Origin of the sequence: Tateyamaria sp. syn59, assembly GCF_007995245.1 — a bacterium.
GTDB lineage: Bacteria > Pseudomonadota > Alphaproteobacteria > Rhodobacterales > Rhodobacteraceae > Tateyamaria.
On the sequence record NZ_VCBA01000018.1, the window covers coordinates 56,547 to 73,199 of the forward strand.

The 16,653-nt window shown below is 61.2% G+C and carries 18 protein-coding genes; 8 read left to right on the forward strand and 10 right to left on the reverse strand.

Annotation, left to right across the window (positions count from 1 at the left end; genetic code table 11):
* Positions 1-17: 17 nt before the first annotated feature.
* From FD715_RS20465 to FD715_RS20505, 9 genes are all read right to left on the reverse strand, one after another.
* Positions 18-656 carry a phage tail protein gene (locus FD715_RS20465; protein WP_223275008.1) on the reverse strand — a complete coding sequence of 213 codons (639 nt, stop codon included), beginning with the start codon at positions 654-656 and terminating at the stop codon, positions 18-20.
* A 14-nt stretch (positions 657-670) separates the two neighbouring features.
* Positions 671-1,276, reverse strand: a complete 606-nt coding sequence (locus FD715_RS20470; RefSeq protein WP_147114480.1) for a phage tail protein — start codon at positions 1,274-1,276, stop codon at positions 671-673.
* 70 nt (positions 1,277-1,346) lie between these two features.
* Positions 1,347-1,967 (reverse strand): phage tail protein, encoded by a 621-nt coding sequence (locus FD715_RS20475; RefSeq protein WP_223275009.1) that lies wholly within the window; start codon positions 1,965-1,967, stop codon positions 1,347-1,349.
* Between the two features lie 216 nt (positions 1,968-2,183).
* Complete coding sequence (locus tag FD715_RS20480) at positions 2,184-5,192, reverse strand: FG-GAP-like repeat-containing protein (RefSeq protein ID WP_147114483.1); 3,009 nt, start codon at positions 5,190-5,192, stop codon at positions 2,184-2,186.
* Between the two features lie 116 nt (positions 5,193-5,308).
* A complete protein-coding gene (locus FD715_RS20485; protein ID WP_189799579.1) occupies positions 5,309-6,529 on the reverse strand; it encodes a tail fiber domain-containing protein in 1,221 nt (406 codons plus the stop codon).
* A gap of 52 nt (positions 6,530-6,581) precedes the next feature.
* Positions 6,582-6,995: a hypothetical protein gene (locus tag FD715_RS20490; protein WP_147114489.1), complete on the reverse strand. Its 414-nt coding sequence runs from the start codon at positions 6,993-6,995 to the stop codon at positions 6,582-6,584.
* A gap of 126 nt (positions 6,996-7,121) precedes the next feature.
* On the reverse strand, positions 7,122-8,312 hold the full coding sequence (locus tag FD715_RS20495; RefSeq protein WP_223275010.1) for an SEL1-like repeat protein: 1,191 nt from the start codon (positions 8,310-8,312) through the stop codon (positions 7,122-7,124).
* Positions 8,312-9,895, reverse strand: a complete 1,584-nt coding sequence (locus FD715_RS20500) for an SEL1-like repeat protein (protein WP_147114494.1) — start codon at positions 9,893-9,895, stop codon at positions 8,312-8,314. Before FD715_RS20500 ends, FD715_RS20495 begins: the two co-directional genes overlap by 1 nt.
* A 33-nt stretch (positions 9,896-9,928) precedes the next feature.
* Positions 9,929-10,702 (reverse strand): A24 family peptidase, encoded by a 774-nt coding sequence (locus FD715_RS20505; RefSeq protein ID WP_223275011.1) that lies wholly within the window; start codon positions 10,700-10,702, stop codon positions 9,929-9,931.
* A gap of 99 nt (positions 10,703-10,801) precedes the next feature.
* Between FD715_RS20505 and gspG the strand changes: the two genes are divergently transcribed.
* From gspG to gspM, 7 genes are read left to right on the forward strand one after another with little or no spacing between them, the layout of a single operon-like run.
* Positions 10,802-11,272: a type II secretion system major pseudopilin GspG gene (gspG, locus tag FD715_RS20510; RefSeq protein WP_147114500.1), complete on the forward strand. Its 471-nt coding sequence runs from the start codon at positions 10,802-10,804 to the stop codon at positions 11,270-11,272.
* On the forward strand, positions 11,257-11,718 hold the full coding sequence (locus FD715_RS20515) for a type II secretion system protein (RefSeq protein WP_147114503.1): 462 nt from the start codon (positions 11,257-11,259) through the stop codon (positions 11,716-11,718). Before gspG ends, FD715_RS20515 begins: the two co-directional genes overlap by 16 nt.
* Complete coding sequence (locus tag FD715_RS20520) at positions 11,715-12,068, forward strand: hypothetical protein (protein WP_147114506.1); 354 nt, start codon at positions 11,715-11,717, stop codon at positions 12,066-12,068. The genes FD715_RS20515 and FD715_RS20520 overlap by 4 nt, the downstream gene beginning before the upstream one ends.
* Entirely contained in the window at positions 12,065-12,739 is a 675-nt protein-coding gene (locus FD715_RS20525; protein WP_147114508.1) for a type II secretion system protein GspJ, read from the forward strand. Before FD715_RS20520 ends, FD715_RS20525 begins: the two co-directional genes overlap by 4 nt.
* Positions 12,736-13,668, forward strand: coding sequence for a type II secretion system minor pseudopilin GspK (gene gspK / locus FD715_RS20530; protein ID WP_147114511.1), 933 nt, complete (start codon positions 12,736-12,738; stop codon positions 13,666-13,668). Before FD715_RS20525 ends, gspK begins: the two co-directional genes overlap by 4 nt.
* A 58-nt stretch (positions 13,669-13,726) precedes the next feature.
* Positions 13,727-14,923 carry a type II secretion system protein GspL gene (gene gspL, locus FD715_RS20535; protein ID WP_147114514.1) on the forward strand — a complete coding sequence of 399 codons (1,197 nt, stop codon included), beginning with the start codon at positions 13,727-13,729 and terminating at the stop codon, positions 14,921-14,923.
* The gene (gene gspM / locus FD715_RS20540; RefSeq protein WP_147114517.1) at positions 14,920-15,411 is read left to right on the forward strand and encodes a type II secretion system protein GspM; all 492 of its coding nucleotides are present in this window, start codon (positions 14,920-14,922) and stop codon (positions 15,409-15,411) included. Before gspL ends, gspM begins: the two co-directional genes overlap by 4 nt.
* Here the strand turns inward: gspM and FD715_RS20545 are convergent.
* Positions 15,408-15,881 (reverse strand): tetratricopeptide repeat protein, encoded by a 474-nt coding sequence (locus FD715_RS20545; RefSeq protein ID WP_189799581.1) that lies wholly within the window; start codon positions 15,879-15,881, stop codon positions 15,408-15,410. The two genes, gspM and FD715_RS20545, sit on opposite strands and share 4 nt — an antisense overlap.
* Before the next feature lie 303 nt (positions 15,882-16,184).
* Here FD715_RS20545 and FD715_RS22600 point away from each other — a divergent pair, with 303 nt between their 5' ends.
* Positions 16,185-16,505 (forward strand): hypothetical protein, encoded by a 321-nt coding sequence (locus tag FD715_RS22600; RefSeq protein WP_189799582.1) that lies wholly within the window; start codon positions 16,185-16,187, stop codon positions 16,503-16,505.
* The last annotated feature ends 148 nt before the right edge of the window (positions 16,506-16,653 follow it).

Below are 16,653 nucleotides of genomic sequence, written 5' to 3' on the forward strand. Positions count from 1 at the left end.
GATCCTTTCGCGCCGGACTATGACCGTGACGGGTAGATACCGACCAGAGCGATGCAGTACCGGACTGTCTGGCTGGGGTCCAGGGTGCTGAAAGGTTGGCTGTTGCCGGTGGTGCCGATCATGCGGGAATCCATGGTGACGTTCGGACCTTGATCAGAATAGATCGTTTCCTGGCCGACGCCCCGGTTTGGCGCTGCCGCCAAAAGCTTGTCCTTGGGGCCACCCTTGTCACCGTCGAGGTTTGTCGCTTGTACCATATGGCTGTGTGGGGCGTTCTGCGCCTGTGTCAGGGCGACCTGTTCATTGCCGTCGCGCTGACCCAACCTAACCGGACTGAGGCCGGGCCCCTGCCCCGGATGCGTGGGCACGCGGCCACGCAGGTCCGGCAGCCCGAATGTCGTGCGCCCGTCGCCGCCATAGATCGTGCCGAGCAGCGAAAACAAGGCGTCGTTTTGCGACACGGCGAGCAGTTGCCCTTCGGCAGCGGCCCAGCCGCGTGGGCAAAAGCTGGCGACGCCCGTCGCGATGATCTCGCCAATATAGGGTTCGGCTGCTTGTGCCTTGACCGAACCGGTTGTCGCGACCAGGGACGCCAGGACCGCGGCGGCGCCCAGACAGGCGGTTTTTGAAGATACGCGTTTCATCATCTTTTTCATGCCTTTGTCTCGGGTCAATTGCGCGACGGGAAAATGCCGGTTGTCGCGATGCAATGGGTGACGGCCAGTCTTGGGTCACCGATCTGGATCGGCGCCCCGGCACCGGAACTCGCGATCATGCGCGAGTCCATGAATTTGTTCGGTGTGGGTGTGTCGCTGTAGATTGTCTCTTCGCCCACGCCGTTGATGCGGGATGCGCCCAGGATCTTGTCACGCGGGCCGCCTTTGTCGCCGTCGAGGTTGGTGGCAAAGACGGTGTGGGTGTGTGAGGGAAGCTGAGCAGCCGTCATGGTGGTGGTTTCGGTGCCGCCCCGTAAGCCCACGCGCGTTGATGATGAGGGGGCTGCGACCAGCCGACCGCGCAGATCGGGCAGGCCAAAACTTGTCCGCCCATCCCCGCCAAAAGCTGTGCCTAGAATCGAATAGAGGGACTGGTTCTGGTTGATGGGCAGGATTTGACCATCAAGCGCGGCCCATCCCCTTGGGCAGAAGTTAAAGCCGAACATGCGGACTTCGCCCAGCATGGCCTGTTGGGCCGATGCACGTTCGGGCATCAGGGTCGCGCCTGCCACCAACGCGAGTGACACGGGCAGGCATGCGAGTTTCGAAACGAATTTCATTGTGTATCTCCAGTGATCGGCTTGGGTCGCTTGGACCGCGAAGCCCGGAAAATTTGGAATGCAGCGCGGGTCAGTTGCGCGACGGGTAAATGCCTTCCAAGGCAATGCACCGGGTCATCACCAGATACGGATCGCGCGTTGGCATGGGTTGCGCGCCTCCTGTCGGGGTCAGCATCTGGGCCGACATTTGAACATTCGGCGCCTGCTCGGAGTAGATGGTTTCATCCCCGACACCGCCGCGGCGCGCCGCGGCCAGCAGCTTGTCGCCGGGTCCCGCCTTGTCGCCATCTAGATTGGTGGCATTAACGGCGTGACTGTGCGCTGCCAGATTGTTGACCGTCAGGAAGACGGATGGCTGACCCTGTACGCTGCCCATGGAGCGGTTGGTCAGCCCGGGGCCTCTGCCTTGGCCCATGGCCACGCGATCCTGCAGGTTGGGCAGACCGAACGTGGTCCGACCGTCGCCGCCATAGGTTGTGCCGAGCAACGAGAACAGCGCTGAGAACTGGGCAATCGGCAACAACTGCCCATTCGTGGCTGTGAAGTTGCGCGGACAAAAGTTGCCGGCAAAGGTGATGATTGACCCGATGAAGTAGTCTTGCGCTGCGGCCTTTTGCGTTGTCCCCGGCAACGCGCCGGACATCCCAAGCATCAAAGCAACGGCGCCGCAAATGTTGTGAAAGCGAGCCACGTAACCCTCCTTTTTGAAAATAACGTCAAGTGAACAAATACCACTTAGGCGGAATATTGCGCACAGCGCCCACGTAAAGCAACTTATCTTTACCCGGGACGCGAAATTGGGGGCCTTTGATGGTGCGCTTCCAAGCCGACCGACGCAGGGAGGCAGTCTGCGAAGAACTTGATTTTATTCATGAAATCTCTTCGACATAGGGAGGTGGGCGCCTCTCTATTGCCGCTGTATGTCGTATCGTATACCGGCTGAAAACGGGCCTTCGAGTGTGGTCGTCGATCCGTCTGCCCATTCAATCTTGAGTTGTTGCCCGGTCGCGTCGGCCAGGCCGAAATGCACGTCCGGCGCGTCAAAGGACATGAACCCGCCGCCCAACTGAATCTCGCGCATCTGGGTGCGGCCTAGGTTGTCGCTTAGGCGCAGGACAGCGCCGATCCCGTCCCAATTCCCCACGGCATCCTGCAGCTGGAAGACGACGCCGGGGCGTTGGCTGGTGTTGGTGAAAACGCGCAAGGGGCCGTTTACGGGATAGGTGATGATGTCCAGATCGCCGTCTGCATCCATGTCAAATGCTGTTGCCGCCGCTGTCATCAGATAGTCCTCCAATCCGAAGGGGCCTGACGCCTCGACAAACTGGCCATCGCCGGTGTTGCGGAAAAACAGGTTTGAGGGCGAAACCTCGTTCGGGACCCATGTGCCGTTGACGATATAGACATCCTGCCAGCCGTCATTGTCGAAATCCGCGATCTTGGTGTCCCAACTCCACCCGCCGACGGCCAGTCCACTGTCGGTCGCGACGTCGCGCCAGATGCCGTTGTCCGGCGAAAGCAGCACGTTGGTGGACAGAATTTGTGGCGGTGTCAGATCGACATCCGCCTGCAACGGCGGCACCACGGGTTTGAAATGGATATCGCAATAGGCCCGGGGAATAGGCTGGTCCTTGGCGATCAACGCACAGATCGACGGATCACGCCGCTGGATTGCAAGGTCCTTGACCAGCATGGCACGGCATTCATCTTGATCCCGCCCCGACAATTGCGCACATCGTGCGGCAAAGCTGGGGTCAAAGTTGTTTCCCCCGCGGTACCACGCCTTGATCTGCATGTTTTGCGCGCAGGTGGCGTGGTGATCGGGATTGCTGATGCTGTCACAATAGCGATCAAGCGGCTGCATCTTGAGCGTCTCCGACACTCCCGAGGACCGCCCCGAAATCTGCGCAAAGTAGAGGTCGGGTGCGCCTGTGTTGCGCAGATCGGCCGACTTGATCGCCATTGTCGTGGTCGTTGTTTGTTCGATCCGGGCACTGTCGCGCGTGATCATGTCGAACCCGCCGGACCCATCGCCAAGGTAGATGTAGTCAGGGATGGAGAAATCATTGCCGACCAACAAGTCTGCCGTCCCGGAACCGTCGATATCCGAAAACAGAATGCTGAGAGTTTCGCCCGGCACGCCGGGTAGCGCGGTCAGGCGATCAAAGATTCCGCCATCGTTCCAGAGGATGTGGTTGCGCGACTCCTCGCCGGGAATTTCGCGGTACCACCCTGCGGCCCATTGCCCGAGGGCGATGTCCAGGTCGCCGTCACGATCGGCATCGGCGAGTGTCATCGACATAGTGAGGATCGCCTCTGGCGGAGCGGGCAGACGGACTGCGCCCGCTATGTCGAATTGCCCAAGTTCGTTGCGGATCAGGTAGTTGCCGGACAGATAGGTTGCCAGGATCAGATCCTGCCACCCATCGTTGTCGACATCCGCGAGCACCGCGTTGAACACCGGCAATTCGGCAACAAAACCAAGGTCGTCCGTGCGCGCCGCGAAATGGCCCGCACCGTCATTGTCATAGATATAAAGCCCGACGCGGGTGGACGCGACGACGAGGTCGATGTCTCCGTCGCGGTCGATGTCGCCGGAGGCCAGGCTTCGCCCTTCCCAGAACGGTGGCCACATGTCGCGGAACGAGAACTCGACGGGTTGGTCGATGCCGATTGTGTCGGCATCCGCCCGCACGAAATATGTGTCGGCCGGTGCGGAGGACGTGGACAGTTCCGATGCCTGCACGGTCACGTCCGACCCCGCGGAGGCCATGGCTGCCCCCCATGGCGCCGATGTGAGCAGTCGCAAGGCCCGGTCGGATTGCCATTGATGGTAGTTTTGCGCGCCGAGACCGGCCACCACACCCAGCCCTACAACAATAGCTGCCATCAGCCAGGCGGCGCGTTGCCCGATGGACTGCACCACGATAAAGAACGAATAAACCGAAAAAATGCCAAGCGTGAACAGAAGGGCCATCACATATCCCGGTGCCAGCCCGGCGGCCAGCAGTGCGCCGGTTACCACCACGTCGAACGCAATCGGCACCGGCAGGAACAGCCCCACAATGGCGACGACGACAAGCATACCGATGCCGAATTGCAGCAAGACCACTTGATCCTGCGGGACAAGCGTTGCGGTGATTGCGCCCAAAATGCCCGCCAGCAGCATCAGCGGCACTGTCATCTTGATGATGTACCATAGGTTTGCCACGAAACTGCGCACCACCCCCAACATGGCCTGCCCCAACGGCTCTGACTGCGGCGCGTTGGGCAGGGCGGCGGGGAGTGGGCACACCAGATCCTGTTCGGCGATCTGGACTTGCGGCAGGGCCCGACAGATCAACGGAACGGCCACGAGGATGACCAGCAGGCTGAGCGCGATCTTGGCCAGCGCCATGTAGAGCGGCAGCAAGCTGAACAGCATGGTCAGCACCACGATGTTCAGCGTCGGCGAGGCGATCATCGCGCTGAGCGTGGTTTCGGCGCGCATGCCCGCAGAATAAAGGCCGCGCGCAATCGGTGCGGCGCAGTTCACGCAGACACCCAGCGGCGTTCCGATGATCAGGCCAAGAAAGGCGTTTGACGTCCCCCTGCGAAAGGTCTTGCGCCGGACATAGGGGGCGAGGGTCAAAAAGGAGGCGGCGAAAAGAACGCCGAAGGTCATGCCCTTCTTGTTCGTGTCGATCCAGTTCAGCGTTGTCCAGAACATCCGCTCCAGCGTCGACATGCCTTCGGCCAGAGCGAAGCGGGCCTCGAAACTCAGCGGGTCCTCGAGTTGGATGGCACCGGACATCATCGCCTTTTCGTCTAGCGACGGATAGCGTGACCCGGTCCAGAACAGATAGGCCAGCGCACAGATGATCAGCAGCGCGACCGCAAAGCGCTTGTCATAGTGTCTGACGATGAAACGGTCCATGAACTCCCCCAGAGACCCGCGGCGGATAGGCAAGAACGTACACGCACTGTGCCGCAAAAAAAACGGGCGCGGCAAGCGCGCCCGTTCACGTCAAGGATCACATTTGGATTGCCCGATCACTCGCTGAGCGTTTCGGCTTCCAGGGCATCAAGACGTGCTTTCAGAGCGGCGTTTTCCGCGCTGAGCGCCTGGATTGCCGCCAGGGCCACACCCGTGCCGTCCAACGAGGAAATACCGGTTTCGTCACGGCCCGTGCCGAAGGCTGCGTAGAAGTCCTGCGCCATAGGGCCGATGTGACGCACGCCCTCGTCGACTTCGTGCTTGTATGTCCAGGCGCTGACGGGCAATGCGCGGACCTTGGCCAGGATGTCATTGGCATCGACCGGAACGATATCCGTCTTGGCATTGCGGTCGGACGATTGGGTCAGGGCGCCTTTGATTTCCAGATCGCCGGTGTTCGACAATTCCATCATGTAGGCGGAGGCGGTTTCCGAAGGGATGAAACGCAGGCCGCGCCCGGCGCTCAACATCCATTGGGCATCGGTGCGGGTGGTGTTGTTCATGAACAACTGGACGGCTCCGTCGTTTTCCATGCGCAACATCTGCATCGCGCCGCTGTTTTGCTCGTCGATCATGTGGATGCCAGCCTCACCTGCGCCAATGCCGGAGCCCATGACCATTTTCAAACCTGCGTCCGGATTCTCGGTTCCAAAACCGATACTGCCATCTTCGGCGATGAACATGCTGTTTTGAGGTGCGCCAGGTTTTGCACGGAAGAAAAGACGCGATGAGTTCGTCACGTCGCGAATGAAGAAGTTCGTTTCGTTCGCGGCGATATCGTAGACTTGCGGATTAAATCCGTCCGATCCGTCCTGGTCGAGACGCAGCGCCGGTGAGTTGCCGTCAACGACGTGAAGATCGACCACCGGTTCTGAGGTGCCGATGCCGACGTCGCCATCGCTTTCCATGTACAGCGCGTTTGCTCGTGCGCCTGCTTCAACACGGAACGGGATACGGCCGGCGGTCGAATCTTCGATCGCGAAGTAGTCGATCCCACCGTTTCCACTGTCATTCGCAACAAGGCGCCAGTCATTTGCAGGGAACGACGCCGAGGCTGACGTGTCATCAAAATGAATGCGCAGGTTGTTTTCCTTCAGCCGAAACGTATCGAAGCCAAAGCTTTCGCTGGTGGTGCAATCGCCACCGGTACACAGGCTGCCCTGAACGATGACGTCCTGAGTGAAGACCTGCTGCGCGTGGCTTGCCCCTGCACCCATGACGAGCGCCAGAGCACTGACGGTCATTGTTGTCGAAATAGACTTCTTCGAAATCTTCATGGTCATCTCCTTGTCCCCCAGAGCCGGGCACTGCGCGGCTCTTGGTCGTTTCTTATTCTTCTTCTGTTGCGTTCTGTGGCGCGATGATCACGCCGCGTTCGACGTGGAACACGCCAGTCAGGTAAAATGGCTTGGCAGCCGTATCCTGTGCTGCGTCACCGCGCCCGTTGTTTTGCGCGTTTTTGATTTCGACCCGGTCTTCTGTCGCGGCAGACAGTTCATAGCGGTAGACGCCGTCCGTGACATCACGACCAACAAGTTGAAAAACCGGCGTGCCGGACGCCGCAAAGATCGACACGACCTCGCCGTTGGGTTTCGCGATTGTCATGGTCGTGTTGCTGAGCCCTGTCCAGTTTTCGAACCAGACAGCGTTTGAATTGTTCTGTTGTACGGGCTGTGGCGCATCCGCGGCGGCCTCCCCAACAAACGCGACGGACATCAGCAGTGACCAAACGGCGTGCTTCATGGACTTGTCTCCTTGCTCATGTCGTTGAAGGAATGTGCGGGCGCGCACCGGCACTATCGTGCACAAAGGTACGGTATGCGGCAGGGGTTTCAAAGACAATTCGACCCCCATGTTCAAAATTTCCGCTCAGGGCGAGACCGACATGCCTTTCTGTTCAAGAAAGGCCTTGCCGCGGTCCTCGGCCTCATTGATCTGGTCTGGCGTGGCGGCTGTCGAGAATTGCTCTGTCAGCGTGGGATTCACTGTGCCTGCCCTTTGCGCCATCAGCATCCACATATGGCCCAGCACGAAATCCTGCGGTGCGCCCTGCCCACGGAAATACATCAGCGCGAGGTTGGCCATCGACGGACCGTGCCCGCGGTCCGCTGCGCTTTCAAAATGGGTGCGCGCGGCGCGGATGTCTTCGAATGTGGCATCCGGCGCACTGACCAGTAGCCATCCCATTTGGAACCGGGCGACCGGATCATCCGCTGCTGCTGCATCCTTCACGGCCTGCAACGCGTCCGCAGTCTGAGGGGGTGGCGCAAGGCGTGGGTCATACTGAAACCCGCCGGTGTCGTGCGGCGCGCCCGCTCCGGCCATCCGGTACAACGCATCTGCCCGTGCGGTATCCTGCGGCACGCCAAAGCCGTTTTCGTAAAGCACGCCCAAATTGGTCATGGCCTGTGGCAGCCCCTGTTCTGCCGCGGCGGCAAAAAGTTCGGCGGCGCGGGCGTAGTCCTGTTCGACTCCATCGCCGCGCACGTAGAGGAGGCCAAGGTTGTTCTGGGCGCGGGGGTGGCCGCTGTCGAGGCCGTTCTCGTAAAGCCGCTTGGACTCGGCAAAGTTCTGCGGCACGCCCGTCCCTTCCTGGTAGAGCACGCCCAGGCTGATCATCGACGGGACATGCCCATTTTGCGACGCGGTGCGATACAAATCTGCGGCGCGGGTCAGGTTGGCCTGCCCGCCCTCACCCTCCAGCACGCTGGCCAGATCAAAGAGATACTCCGCATTGCCGTCTGTTGCCGCCGCCTCAAGCCAGTGCAGCGCCGTGGTCGTATCCTGGGCAACGCCGCGCCCTGCGTGATAGAGCCGCCCGAGTTGGTTCTGTGCTTCGGCGTTTCCGGACTGTGCGGCCCGCTCAAACCATTGCGCCGCGGTGCCGTGGTTTTGCAAAGTGCCGTCGCCTGTCAAATGACGCATCCCCAATTCGGTTTGCGCCGCACTGTCACCGCCCTCTGCTGCCTGTGTGAGATTCGCGATAGACAGGCCTTGCTGCGCCATCCCAACCGAGGCACAGGCCAACAGAGCCAGCACGGCAAGAAACCGAAGGCGCATCATTGGTTTACCGTGTTCGCGATGCTGTCGGGCGCGGTGGCGTTTTCAAAGAAGTGACGGGCAGCCCCCTGCGCTTCGGCCAGCTGTTCGGGGGTCATCAGATTGCCGATCACTTCACGTGTTTCAACGGCGGCTTCGATGCCATTGGTCGCCGCGATGTTCAGCCATTTATGCGCAAGAACATAGTCGAGCGTGACACCTGTGCCGGTGGTGTAGAGCACCCCGAGCCGGTGCTGTGCCGCGGGTGCGCCAGCCTGCGCGGCCTGTTCCAGAAAACGGGCGGCGACCTGTGCATCCTCACCTGCATCGAGCAGAAAGAGACCGTAACTGACTTGTGCATCTCGCAGGCCCTTTTCGGCTTGATCGGCAAGCCATGCCAGAGCACCGGCATCCCCCTCCTGCGCTGCCGCGACGGTCCATGGCACGCTGAAATGGGGCGGGACCATATCCTTGAGGGCGCCCTGCCCCGTCAGTTGACCCAAACGAACAGCGCCGCGCGCATCGCCTTGTTCAAACGCCGTTCGATACAGCAGGGCAGCAGCCCGCAGGTCCTGCGGCACGCCGCGCCCGTGCTCGGTGAATTGGGCCAACATGAACGTCGCGCGCGCCAGCCCCGTGTCAGAGGCTGCCAGCAAATACGCTGCTGCCTGCGCGTCGTCTTTGAGTGTTTCAAGCGCGCCGCTGAGGCCAATGGCGAGGTTGAACATCGCTCCGGGATCGCCAGCGTCGGCTGCCGCCTTGAGCCAGCGATAGGCCTCTTGCGGGTTTTTCTGCAGAGGCTCGTTGCCTGTCATGTAGGCGGTGCCAAGTGTCCGCTGCGCAATCGGAAGATTCTGTTCCGCCGCCCGTCGATACCAGCGAAACGCAGCAACGATGTCCTGTTGGGCGCCATCGCCCCTCTTGAGTGCATTCGCGAGAAAGTACTGCGCCTCTGTATTGCCACCTTCGGCCGCTGCCGTCAGCCATTGCAGCGCCTTTGCGCTGTCGAGCGGTACGCCATCACCGCGCGAATACGCTTGTGCGAGGACATACTGGGCCTCGACATAGCCGCCGGTTGCCGCCGCTTTGAGCAGTGTCAACGCGGCTGCGGGGTCTGCGGGCAAACCTGTACCGTCCTTGGTCAGCATACCGAGGTAGAATTGCGCTTCGGCGACGTTCTGATCCGTTGCAATCCGCAAAAGCTCTGCAGCCCGTGCCGGATCACGTGACACACTGGCCTGCGGACCCGTCAGGTATACGCGCGCCAGAAAGAGTGCGGCACCCGGATGATTGCGCGCCGCCGCGTTTTCCAGCAAGGCGAGTGCGGCGGTGGTGTCCACCTCACCACCCAGGCCATTCCATAGAAGTTGCGCGTATTGGTATTGCGCTTCGATCGCGTCCTGCGGTTCGGCCAATAGCGCCAACCCCTCGCGCGCGGTCGCATAGTCCCGTTCAGCAAGGGCGTTTTCCACGTCTTGTGGCAAGGGGGCCGAGGCGGTTTGTGCATGCGCGATGGCCGCCGTCACGGTCACGGCGACCGATAGAAAGATACGTGGAAGGACAGGCACGAGACGTAGATACCCTTTTGAGAAAAGTCGGCGCATGTGCGGTGTTGATATCAAGCGCGAACGGCAGGTTTACCGCAAGGGCAAACTCAGGACATCGCCTGCGCGTACGATCCACAAAAGCCCGGCTGATATGCAGAGGGCCGCGCCAAAAGGCAAGGCGCGCATTGGGCCCAGTCCGCCCGACTGCCGACGCGTCAACAGCGCAAATAGCAATGCGAGCAGCGCGGCAACAAGAACCAGCAGCGGCACATCGAACGGCCCCGCGAAAGCCCCTAGTCCGACCATCAGTTTGACATCGCCCTGTCCCAAGCCGACGCGGCCCCGGAGCTTGTGATACCCCCAGGCCAAAAGCGCAAAGCTGCCCGCGCCGATGAGGGCACCGATCACCGCCTGTTGCAGCCCGGGACCGCCCGGCAATGTGGCCATGGCAAGGGACACAAGCGCCAGCACGGCGGTTGGAGCGTTGGGCAGGCGAAACCAGATTAAATCGCAAGCGGTCAGCGTGATCAGCAACCACAGCCAAAGAGCGGTCACACCCATCTCTGCCGCGCTGCCCCCAGCAATGATCGCCAAGACCGCGGCGCCAAGTGCTAGGAGTTCGACATGAAAACTCTGCGCGGGAATGCTGGAGTGACAATGGCGGCACCGTCCGCGCAATATGATGTAGGACACAAGCGGCACCAAATCCTTCACATCGAGGACCGTCCCGCAGGAGCGGCAGCGCGATCTCAAGCGCACGATATCCTCTCTGCGTGGCAACCGATCCACGAGAACGCCCAGAAACGACCCCACCGCTGGTGCCGTCAGTACAAGCATAAAGGGAAACCATATCGCGTCGTGCATAGCCTGTTGTGCCGTGGCTGGTACGCATGGACAAGCCGAGCCGTCACCCATTATTATTGTGCCCACAAAACGGCAGTGATTTAGGGCGATGACGGCAACATGATGAAGGACACATCCAGTTCTTTCACCGTGGAACAGCAGCGGCGCGAGCGTGACGCGGGCTTTTCCCTGCTGGAATTGATGGTGGTCGTGGTGATCCTGTCCATCCTCGCCCTTGTGATCGTGCCGCGGGTTATCGACCGCCCCGATCAGGCGCGGGCGGCGCGGGCGCAATCGGACATCGCCACCATTGTCAGCGCGATCGAACTCTATCGTCTGGACAATCTGCGGTATCCGACGACGCAACAGGGGATCGAGGCACTGGTCACCCGACCGACCACAGATCCGGTGCCGACCAACTGGTCGACCGGCGGCTACATAGACCGCTTGCCCATTGATCCATGGGGCCAACCCTACCAATACCTCTATCCGGGTGTGCACGGCGATTTTGATGTCTTCACATATGGCGCCGACGGCGCTGTGGGTGGTTCGGGCGCTGACGGGGATGTTGGCTCATGGGGCCAAAGCTGAGCCACCGTCATAAACCGAGCGCCGGTTTCTCATTGGTGGAGCTTGTCGTCGTTATCGCCGTTCTATCGGTGCTGGCCGTCGGGACGAGCCTGACGGTCGGGCAATCGCAGCGTATGAAAAATGATGTGCGCCTGTTTCAGCAGGATTTTGAGCGGGTCGCCAACCTGGCCATTCTGGGGCGCGAAACTCGGGGTCTGGACGTCACGCCGCAAGGGCTGACTCACTACATACGCACCGATGATGGCTGGAGCGTCGTCGGCCGCGAACGACGGTGGCGCGGATCTGTGCGGCCGCAAACAGACCTGCGGCGCACCAGCCCAGGATCTCCGAACATCGTCTTTCTGTCCAACGGAGAAGTAAGCCAGTTTTCCGTACGGTTCGTACCTCGGCGTGGTCCGGGCCAGACGTGCCGGTTGGCTGAACCCTATGGATTAACATGCGCATGACCCGGCAGGATGACGGACTGACGCTGTTGGAGCTAGTCTTCGCCGTCCTGGTCCTGACGCTTGGCATCATTGCGGTGCTGCGCACAACCGACCAATCGCGCCTCGCCATCGGTGGTGCGCAGGACCGCATCTTTGCGCAACTGGCAGCGTCCAACCGGGCGGAAGAGATCAAGTTGTTGGGTCCTGACGCGATCCTGCCCGGCAACGTCAGGATTGGCGGCCAGAACTTTGCCATAAGCGCGACAAGCAGTGTGACCGCGGCGGGCCTCGTGCAAGTGCAGGTCACGTCGCGATCCGACCAAGGGCCCGGCGCGCAGCGCACCATCTATGTTGCCAGGCCGCTCAGATGAAGACGCAGGACAACGACGGCACCATCGGTCTGACCCTGATTGAGCTGGTTGTCGCCATGGCGCTGTTTGCGCTGGTCGCGGTCATGGCGGTGCAAAGCCTGTCGGGGATCGTGCGCACCTCTGATCGGCTGGCCGAGATTGACGATGCAAACGCGACACTTGGCGTCACGCTGGCGTTGCTGCGGAACGACGTCTCATCGGTTGTGCCCATGCGGTTTTATCCACCGCAAAGCGCGCCTTTGTCTGCCGTCTGGCAAAACGAAGCAGGCACGATGATTGGCCTGTCGCTGGGCGGGCAACCAACCGTCGAAGATGCCGCCACGGACCGGCACTTTGCCGAATGGCGCTTTCGCCCCGAGGACGGAACATTGCGACGACGCCATTGGCCCACCCTGCTGCCGCCGGATGTGGGTCAGGTCACCGACGAATACATTGTGATGCGGGGCGTGACCGGATTTACCTTGCAGACCTATTGGCCCGGTACCGGGTGGGTGGACGGCCATCTGCCCCCGCTGACCACGCAAATTCGGCAGCAGGCAACAAATGCACTGGATCAGGACCGCGCTGTCGTCGCGCCCGCGGCCTATTTCAGTAACCTGCCCGCTGCTGTGCGCATTGTCATTGGGACGGCACAATGGGGTGACCTGCCCCTTGTGCAGGCGCTGCAATGAGGGGCGCGGACCGCTCGGACGGTTTTGTGATCGTCAACGCGCTTGTGCTGCTTGCGGCGATGTCAGCGGTGGCCGTTCTTTTGTTGTCGCGTGCCGAACAGGGCCGCGCGCGGCTTGCCCTCGCGCAGACGTCCGAAACACTTCGCGACAATCTGGATGCGTTCGATGCCCTGAGCCGCCTGGTTCTGGACCGCGATCAGGTGGCGGGTCGTTCTGACAGTGCACGGGATGCGTGGGCGGATACGATAGACACGGTATCCCTGGCGCAGGGCACCGTATCGGGTAGGATCACGGATCAGCAGGGGCTGTTCAATATCAACTGGCTGGCCGACCCCAACGACACTGTGGCCCAGGACGGTTTCGACGCATTGACAGACAACCTGGGTGCATCCCCCGGCGTCGCAGAGGCAATTGTCGCCTTTGTATCGCGCGACGGTCCGGCAAACACTGCAGCGTACCGCGCGCTGACGCCTGCGATGGCGCCGTTGGGCGGTGCCGCGCTGACCCTGTCACAGCTAGACGTGATACCCGATGTCTCGGACGGCGACCTTGACCTGTTGCGGCCCTATATCACGGTGCTGCCGCCGGGGACGCGTCTGAACGTCAATACCGCACCGGAACGCGTGTTGCGCGCTATGCTGCCGCAATTGTCCGAACGTCAGGTTCTGCAGGTTTTGCGGCAAAGGGCGGATGAGCCATTTCCCACGCTCGAGGATTTCATTTTGGCAACAGGGCTCGACACGGATCTGGAGGAGAACCCGCAGGCGGTGGACGCCGGGCGGCTTGATGTGGGATCATCCTGGTTTCAAGCCGAAGCGACAGCCACGGTTGATACACGCGAGGCAAGCCGCGTCACGCTGTTCAAACGGTCGCCCGCACCAACCGGTACAGAGGTGTTTTGGCGGCTGACGCATTTCGGCGACCATTGATCCCAACCCAAGCAGGAGGCATGGTCGCACCCGAAGCAAGGGCAGCACCGGGACACACGTGGCCATCACATCGCAACGCGCAAGGCAGGTCGTCGCTGCCACTGCCCCGCAAGTGGTTCATGTGACCGCGTCTGGCGCCAAGGCGGGCCAGGGTCAGGTTCTGGCGGTTCCGGGTGCAGATGTTGCACTGTTGCCCATTGAAGTGCCCGACAAACTGCGCGGTCAGAACCGGGAGAACGTGGCACATCGACAGTTGCGGGACAAATTTGACATCGACCCGGATGCCGTCGATCTGCGGCCGTTTTCCGGCACAAAGGGTTCTGACGAATGGTCTCGTGTGCTGGTGACTGACAAGGCACTGCTTGCGCGCTGGCGAGATGCGGTGGCGGAGGACGCACTGGCGATCCTGCCCGACTACCTGACCCTGCCGACAGCGCCGGACATCTGGACCGTCGCCACAGGGGTTGATGGTATCGCCGCGCGCCTGGGTCCGGATGACGGATTTGGCGCGCATGTCGACTTGGCAATCGTCCTTCTGAACAAAGCGCTGGATGCGCGCGACACGCCTCCGAAAGCGATCTTGCGCCTTGGCGAGCCGGTACCCGAGATTGACGCGATCGCCGCCGAACGCAGCATTCCGATCGTCACGGATGTGGCAGCCGCAGGGGCGAAGACCCTCGGCTATGGCGAGACGGCGTGCGACCTGCGTCAGGACCCAAGGCTGGCCCGTGCCCGTATGGCGGCACGAATCCTGCCGTGGCGATGGCCCATCGCCTTTGGTCTGGTGGCCACCATCGTCTGGGGCGCCGCCGAATGGGTCGTGACCAAGCGGATCCTGGACGAGACGCACGCCATACAGGCGCAAACCACCGCGTTGGTGCAAGAGCATTTCGTGGACGGCGCGCCTGTCGTCGATGCACGAGTCCAGGTCACGCGCGCACTTGCAACGGCGCAGGCACAAGCGCAGGGCGCAGGTGCCCAACCCGAACCGCTGACGTTGTTCGCGCAGGCGGCCCTGGTTCTTGATGCAGCCGGAGCGCGAACAGAAACGGCCAGCTTCAGCGCGACAGATGGCTTGCGGCTTGTCACGGCAATGAATGACTTTGCTGCAGTCGAAACGCTGGTCGAGGATCTTGAGGCTGCGGGGCTGGCCGTCAATGTGCAAGACACGCGTGCAAGCGATGCGGGCCCGGGCGTGCAAGCGACCCTTGCGCTGACACAGTCCACCGACGGACCAGAGGGAGAAAACCGATGAGCGGACGGCTTATTGACGCGCTCCTTGGCCTCGCCCCGCGAGAGCGGTGGTTGCTGGGCATTCTGGTGGCCGTTGTACTTCCGCTTGGGCTGATCCTCGGGCTGTTGCTGCCACTCAATGCGGCGAAGAGCACAGCCCTGATGGCCCGCACCGACGCAATTGCCATAAACGTGTGGGTACAGGCGCGCCTGCAAGAGCTGAACGCCATTGTCCCAGCGGACGCTGCGCGCACTCATGACCCGATTGGCACCAGTGGAATTGAAAAAACCTTGATTGACGCCGGTCTTCGGGACGACGTTGCCGAGTTAAGCCAGGACAGCACCGGCATGGTCAACCTACGGTTTGACGCGGTCCGTTTCACCCGCCTTATGCGCTGGCTGTCCATGACCAACGCGGACTGGGGTTACACCATCGAACAGTTCCGATTTGACGCAGCAATTGAACCCGGTGCCGTCCGGGCGGCACTTACCCTCGCGCCGCAGACCTAGCCCAGATTTCTCAGCCGCGCCTCAATGCTCGCCTTGCGCCCTTGCAGACTTCCCAAGGGATCAAGCTGGGGATCGTTGCGCAACACCTCATCGAACGCCTTTTGCGCCGCGCCAAGCTGTTTGGCGCCCTCTGATGTGTCGCCTTCAGCCAAAAGACCGAGCGCGATCTCATGCGTTGCCGTCGCGTAAACGGATAGGGCCGCGCTGCGGTCGGTGCCGGTTGTACTTTGCGCCAGATCCCACGAACCGCGCGCCGCATCCTCAAAATCGCCCGAGCGCAGATGCACATGCGCAAGCTCGAGCTGGATACGCTTGTTCAGCGGTCCGGCACGATCCAACAACCCTGAGTAGAGACGTAACGCATTGCGATAATTCCCTTTTTCAAGTGCTTCTCGTGCGTTAAGATATGGCGACTGGAACGACTGGGTCCCTGAGGTGCCGGGTTCAACACAACCCACAAGGGCGATCATGCATACAGCCGCGCCGACGCGGCCAACCGTACGTATTGCCTTCATGTTACCTGCTCATTTCGTTTTTTAGTTTTGGAAAGAATACTATAGAGACAAATTCGCGTCCAATTTTAACGCGCACAGAACACAAAAGGCCGGACAATGCGCTTGATTGCGACTTTTTTCACACTGCTCGCCCTGATCGCGACGGGTTTGGCTGGCAAGGGCCTTCACGCCGCCCTGTCCGATCCCACACCTGCAGTCCTGCCCCTAAAAGTTCCCGCATCCATTGAAACCGCGTCAAAACAGAAGGGCGCGGACACCATGACGCAGTGGCCACCGCTGTTCGGTGAACCACAGCCGCCCGCGCCGCCGACACCCGCCCAGCCAGTCGTTCAGACTGCCGTCGAACCGCAACCGCCCGCACCCCCGCCTGTGCCACTTGAGTCCATGGGCTATGCCCTGACCGGTGTGGTCCGCGCCGGTGATGCGGTGTGGGGCATGGTTTCCCACCCGACAGGCGATCAGATCCTGCGCGTGGGCGATCAGCTCAACGACAAAATGGCGATAGCACGCATTGATGAAAGCGGGCTGTGGGTCGATGTCGGCGACGAACAGACAGAACTTTTGGGCTTCGCTGAATAGGCGCAGAATCGGAAAAATTTCGCTCGTTCGCAGTTTCGGGTGCAAAATCACGTCGTTTGGCCTACAGTCGCGCCACAACAAAGAACGGTTGCAAAAAAGCGACCAGCAAAAAAGAGCAGGCTATGACAATAATCGAACGGCTTCGAGC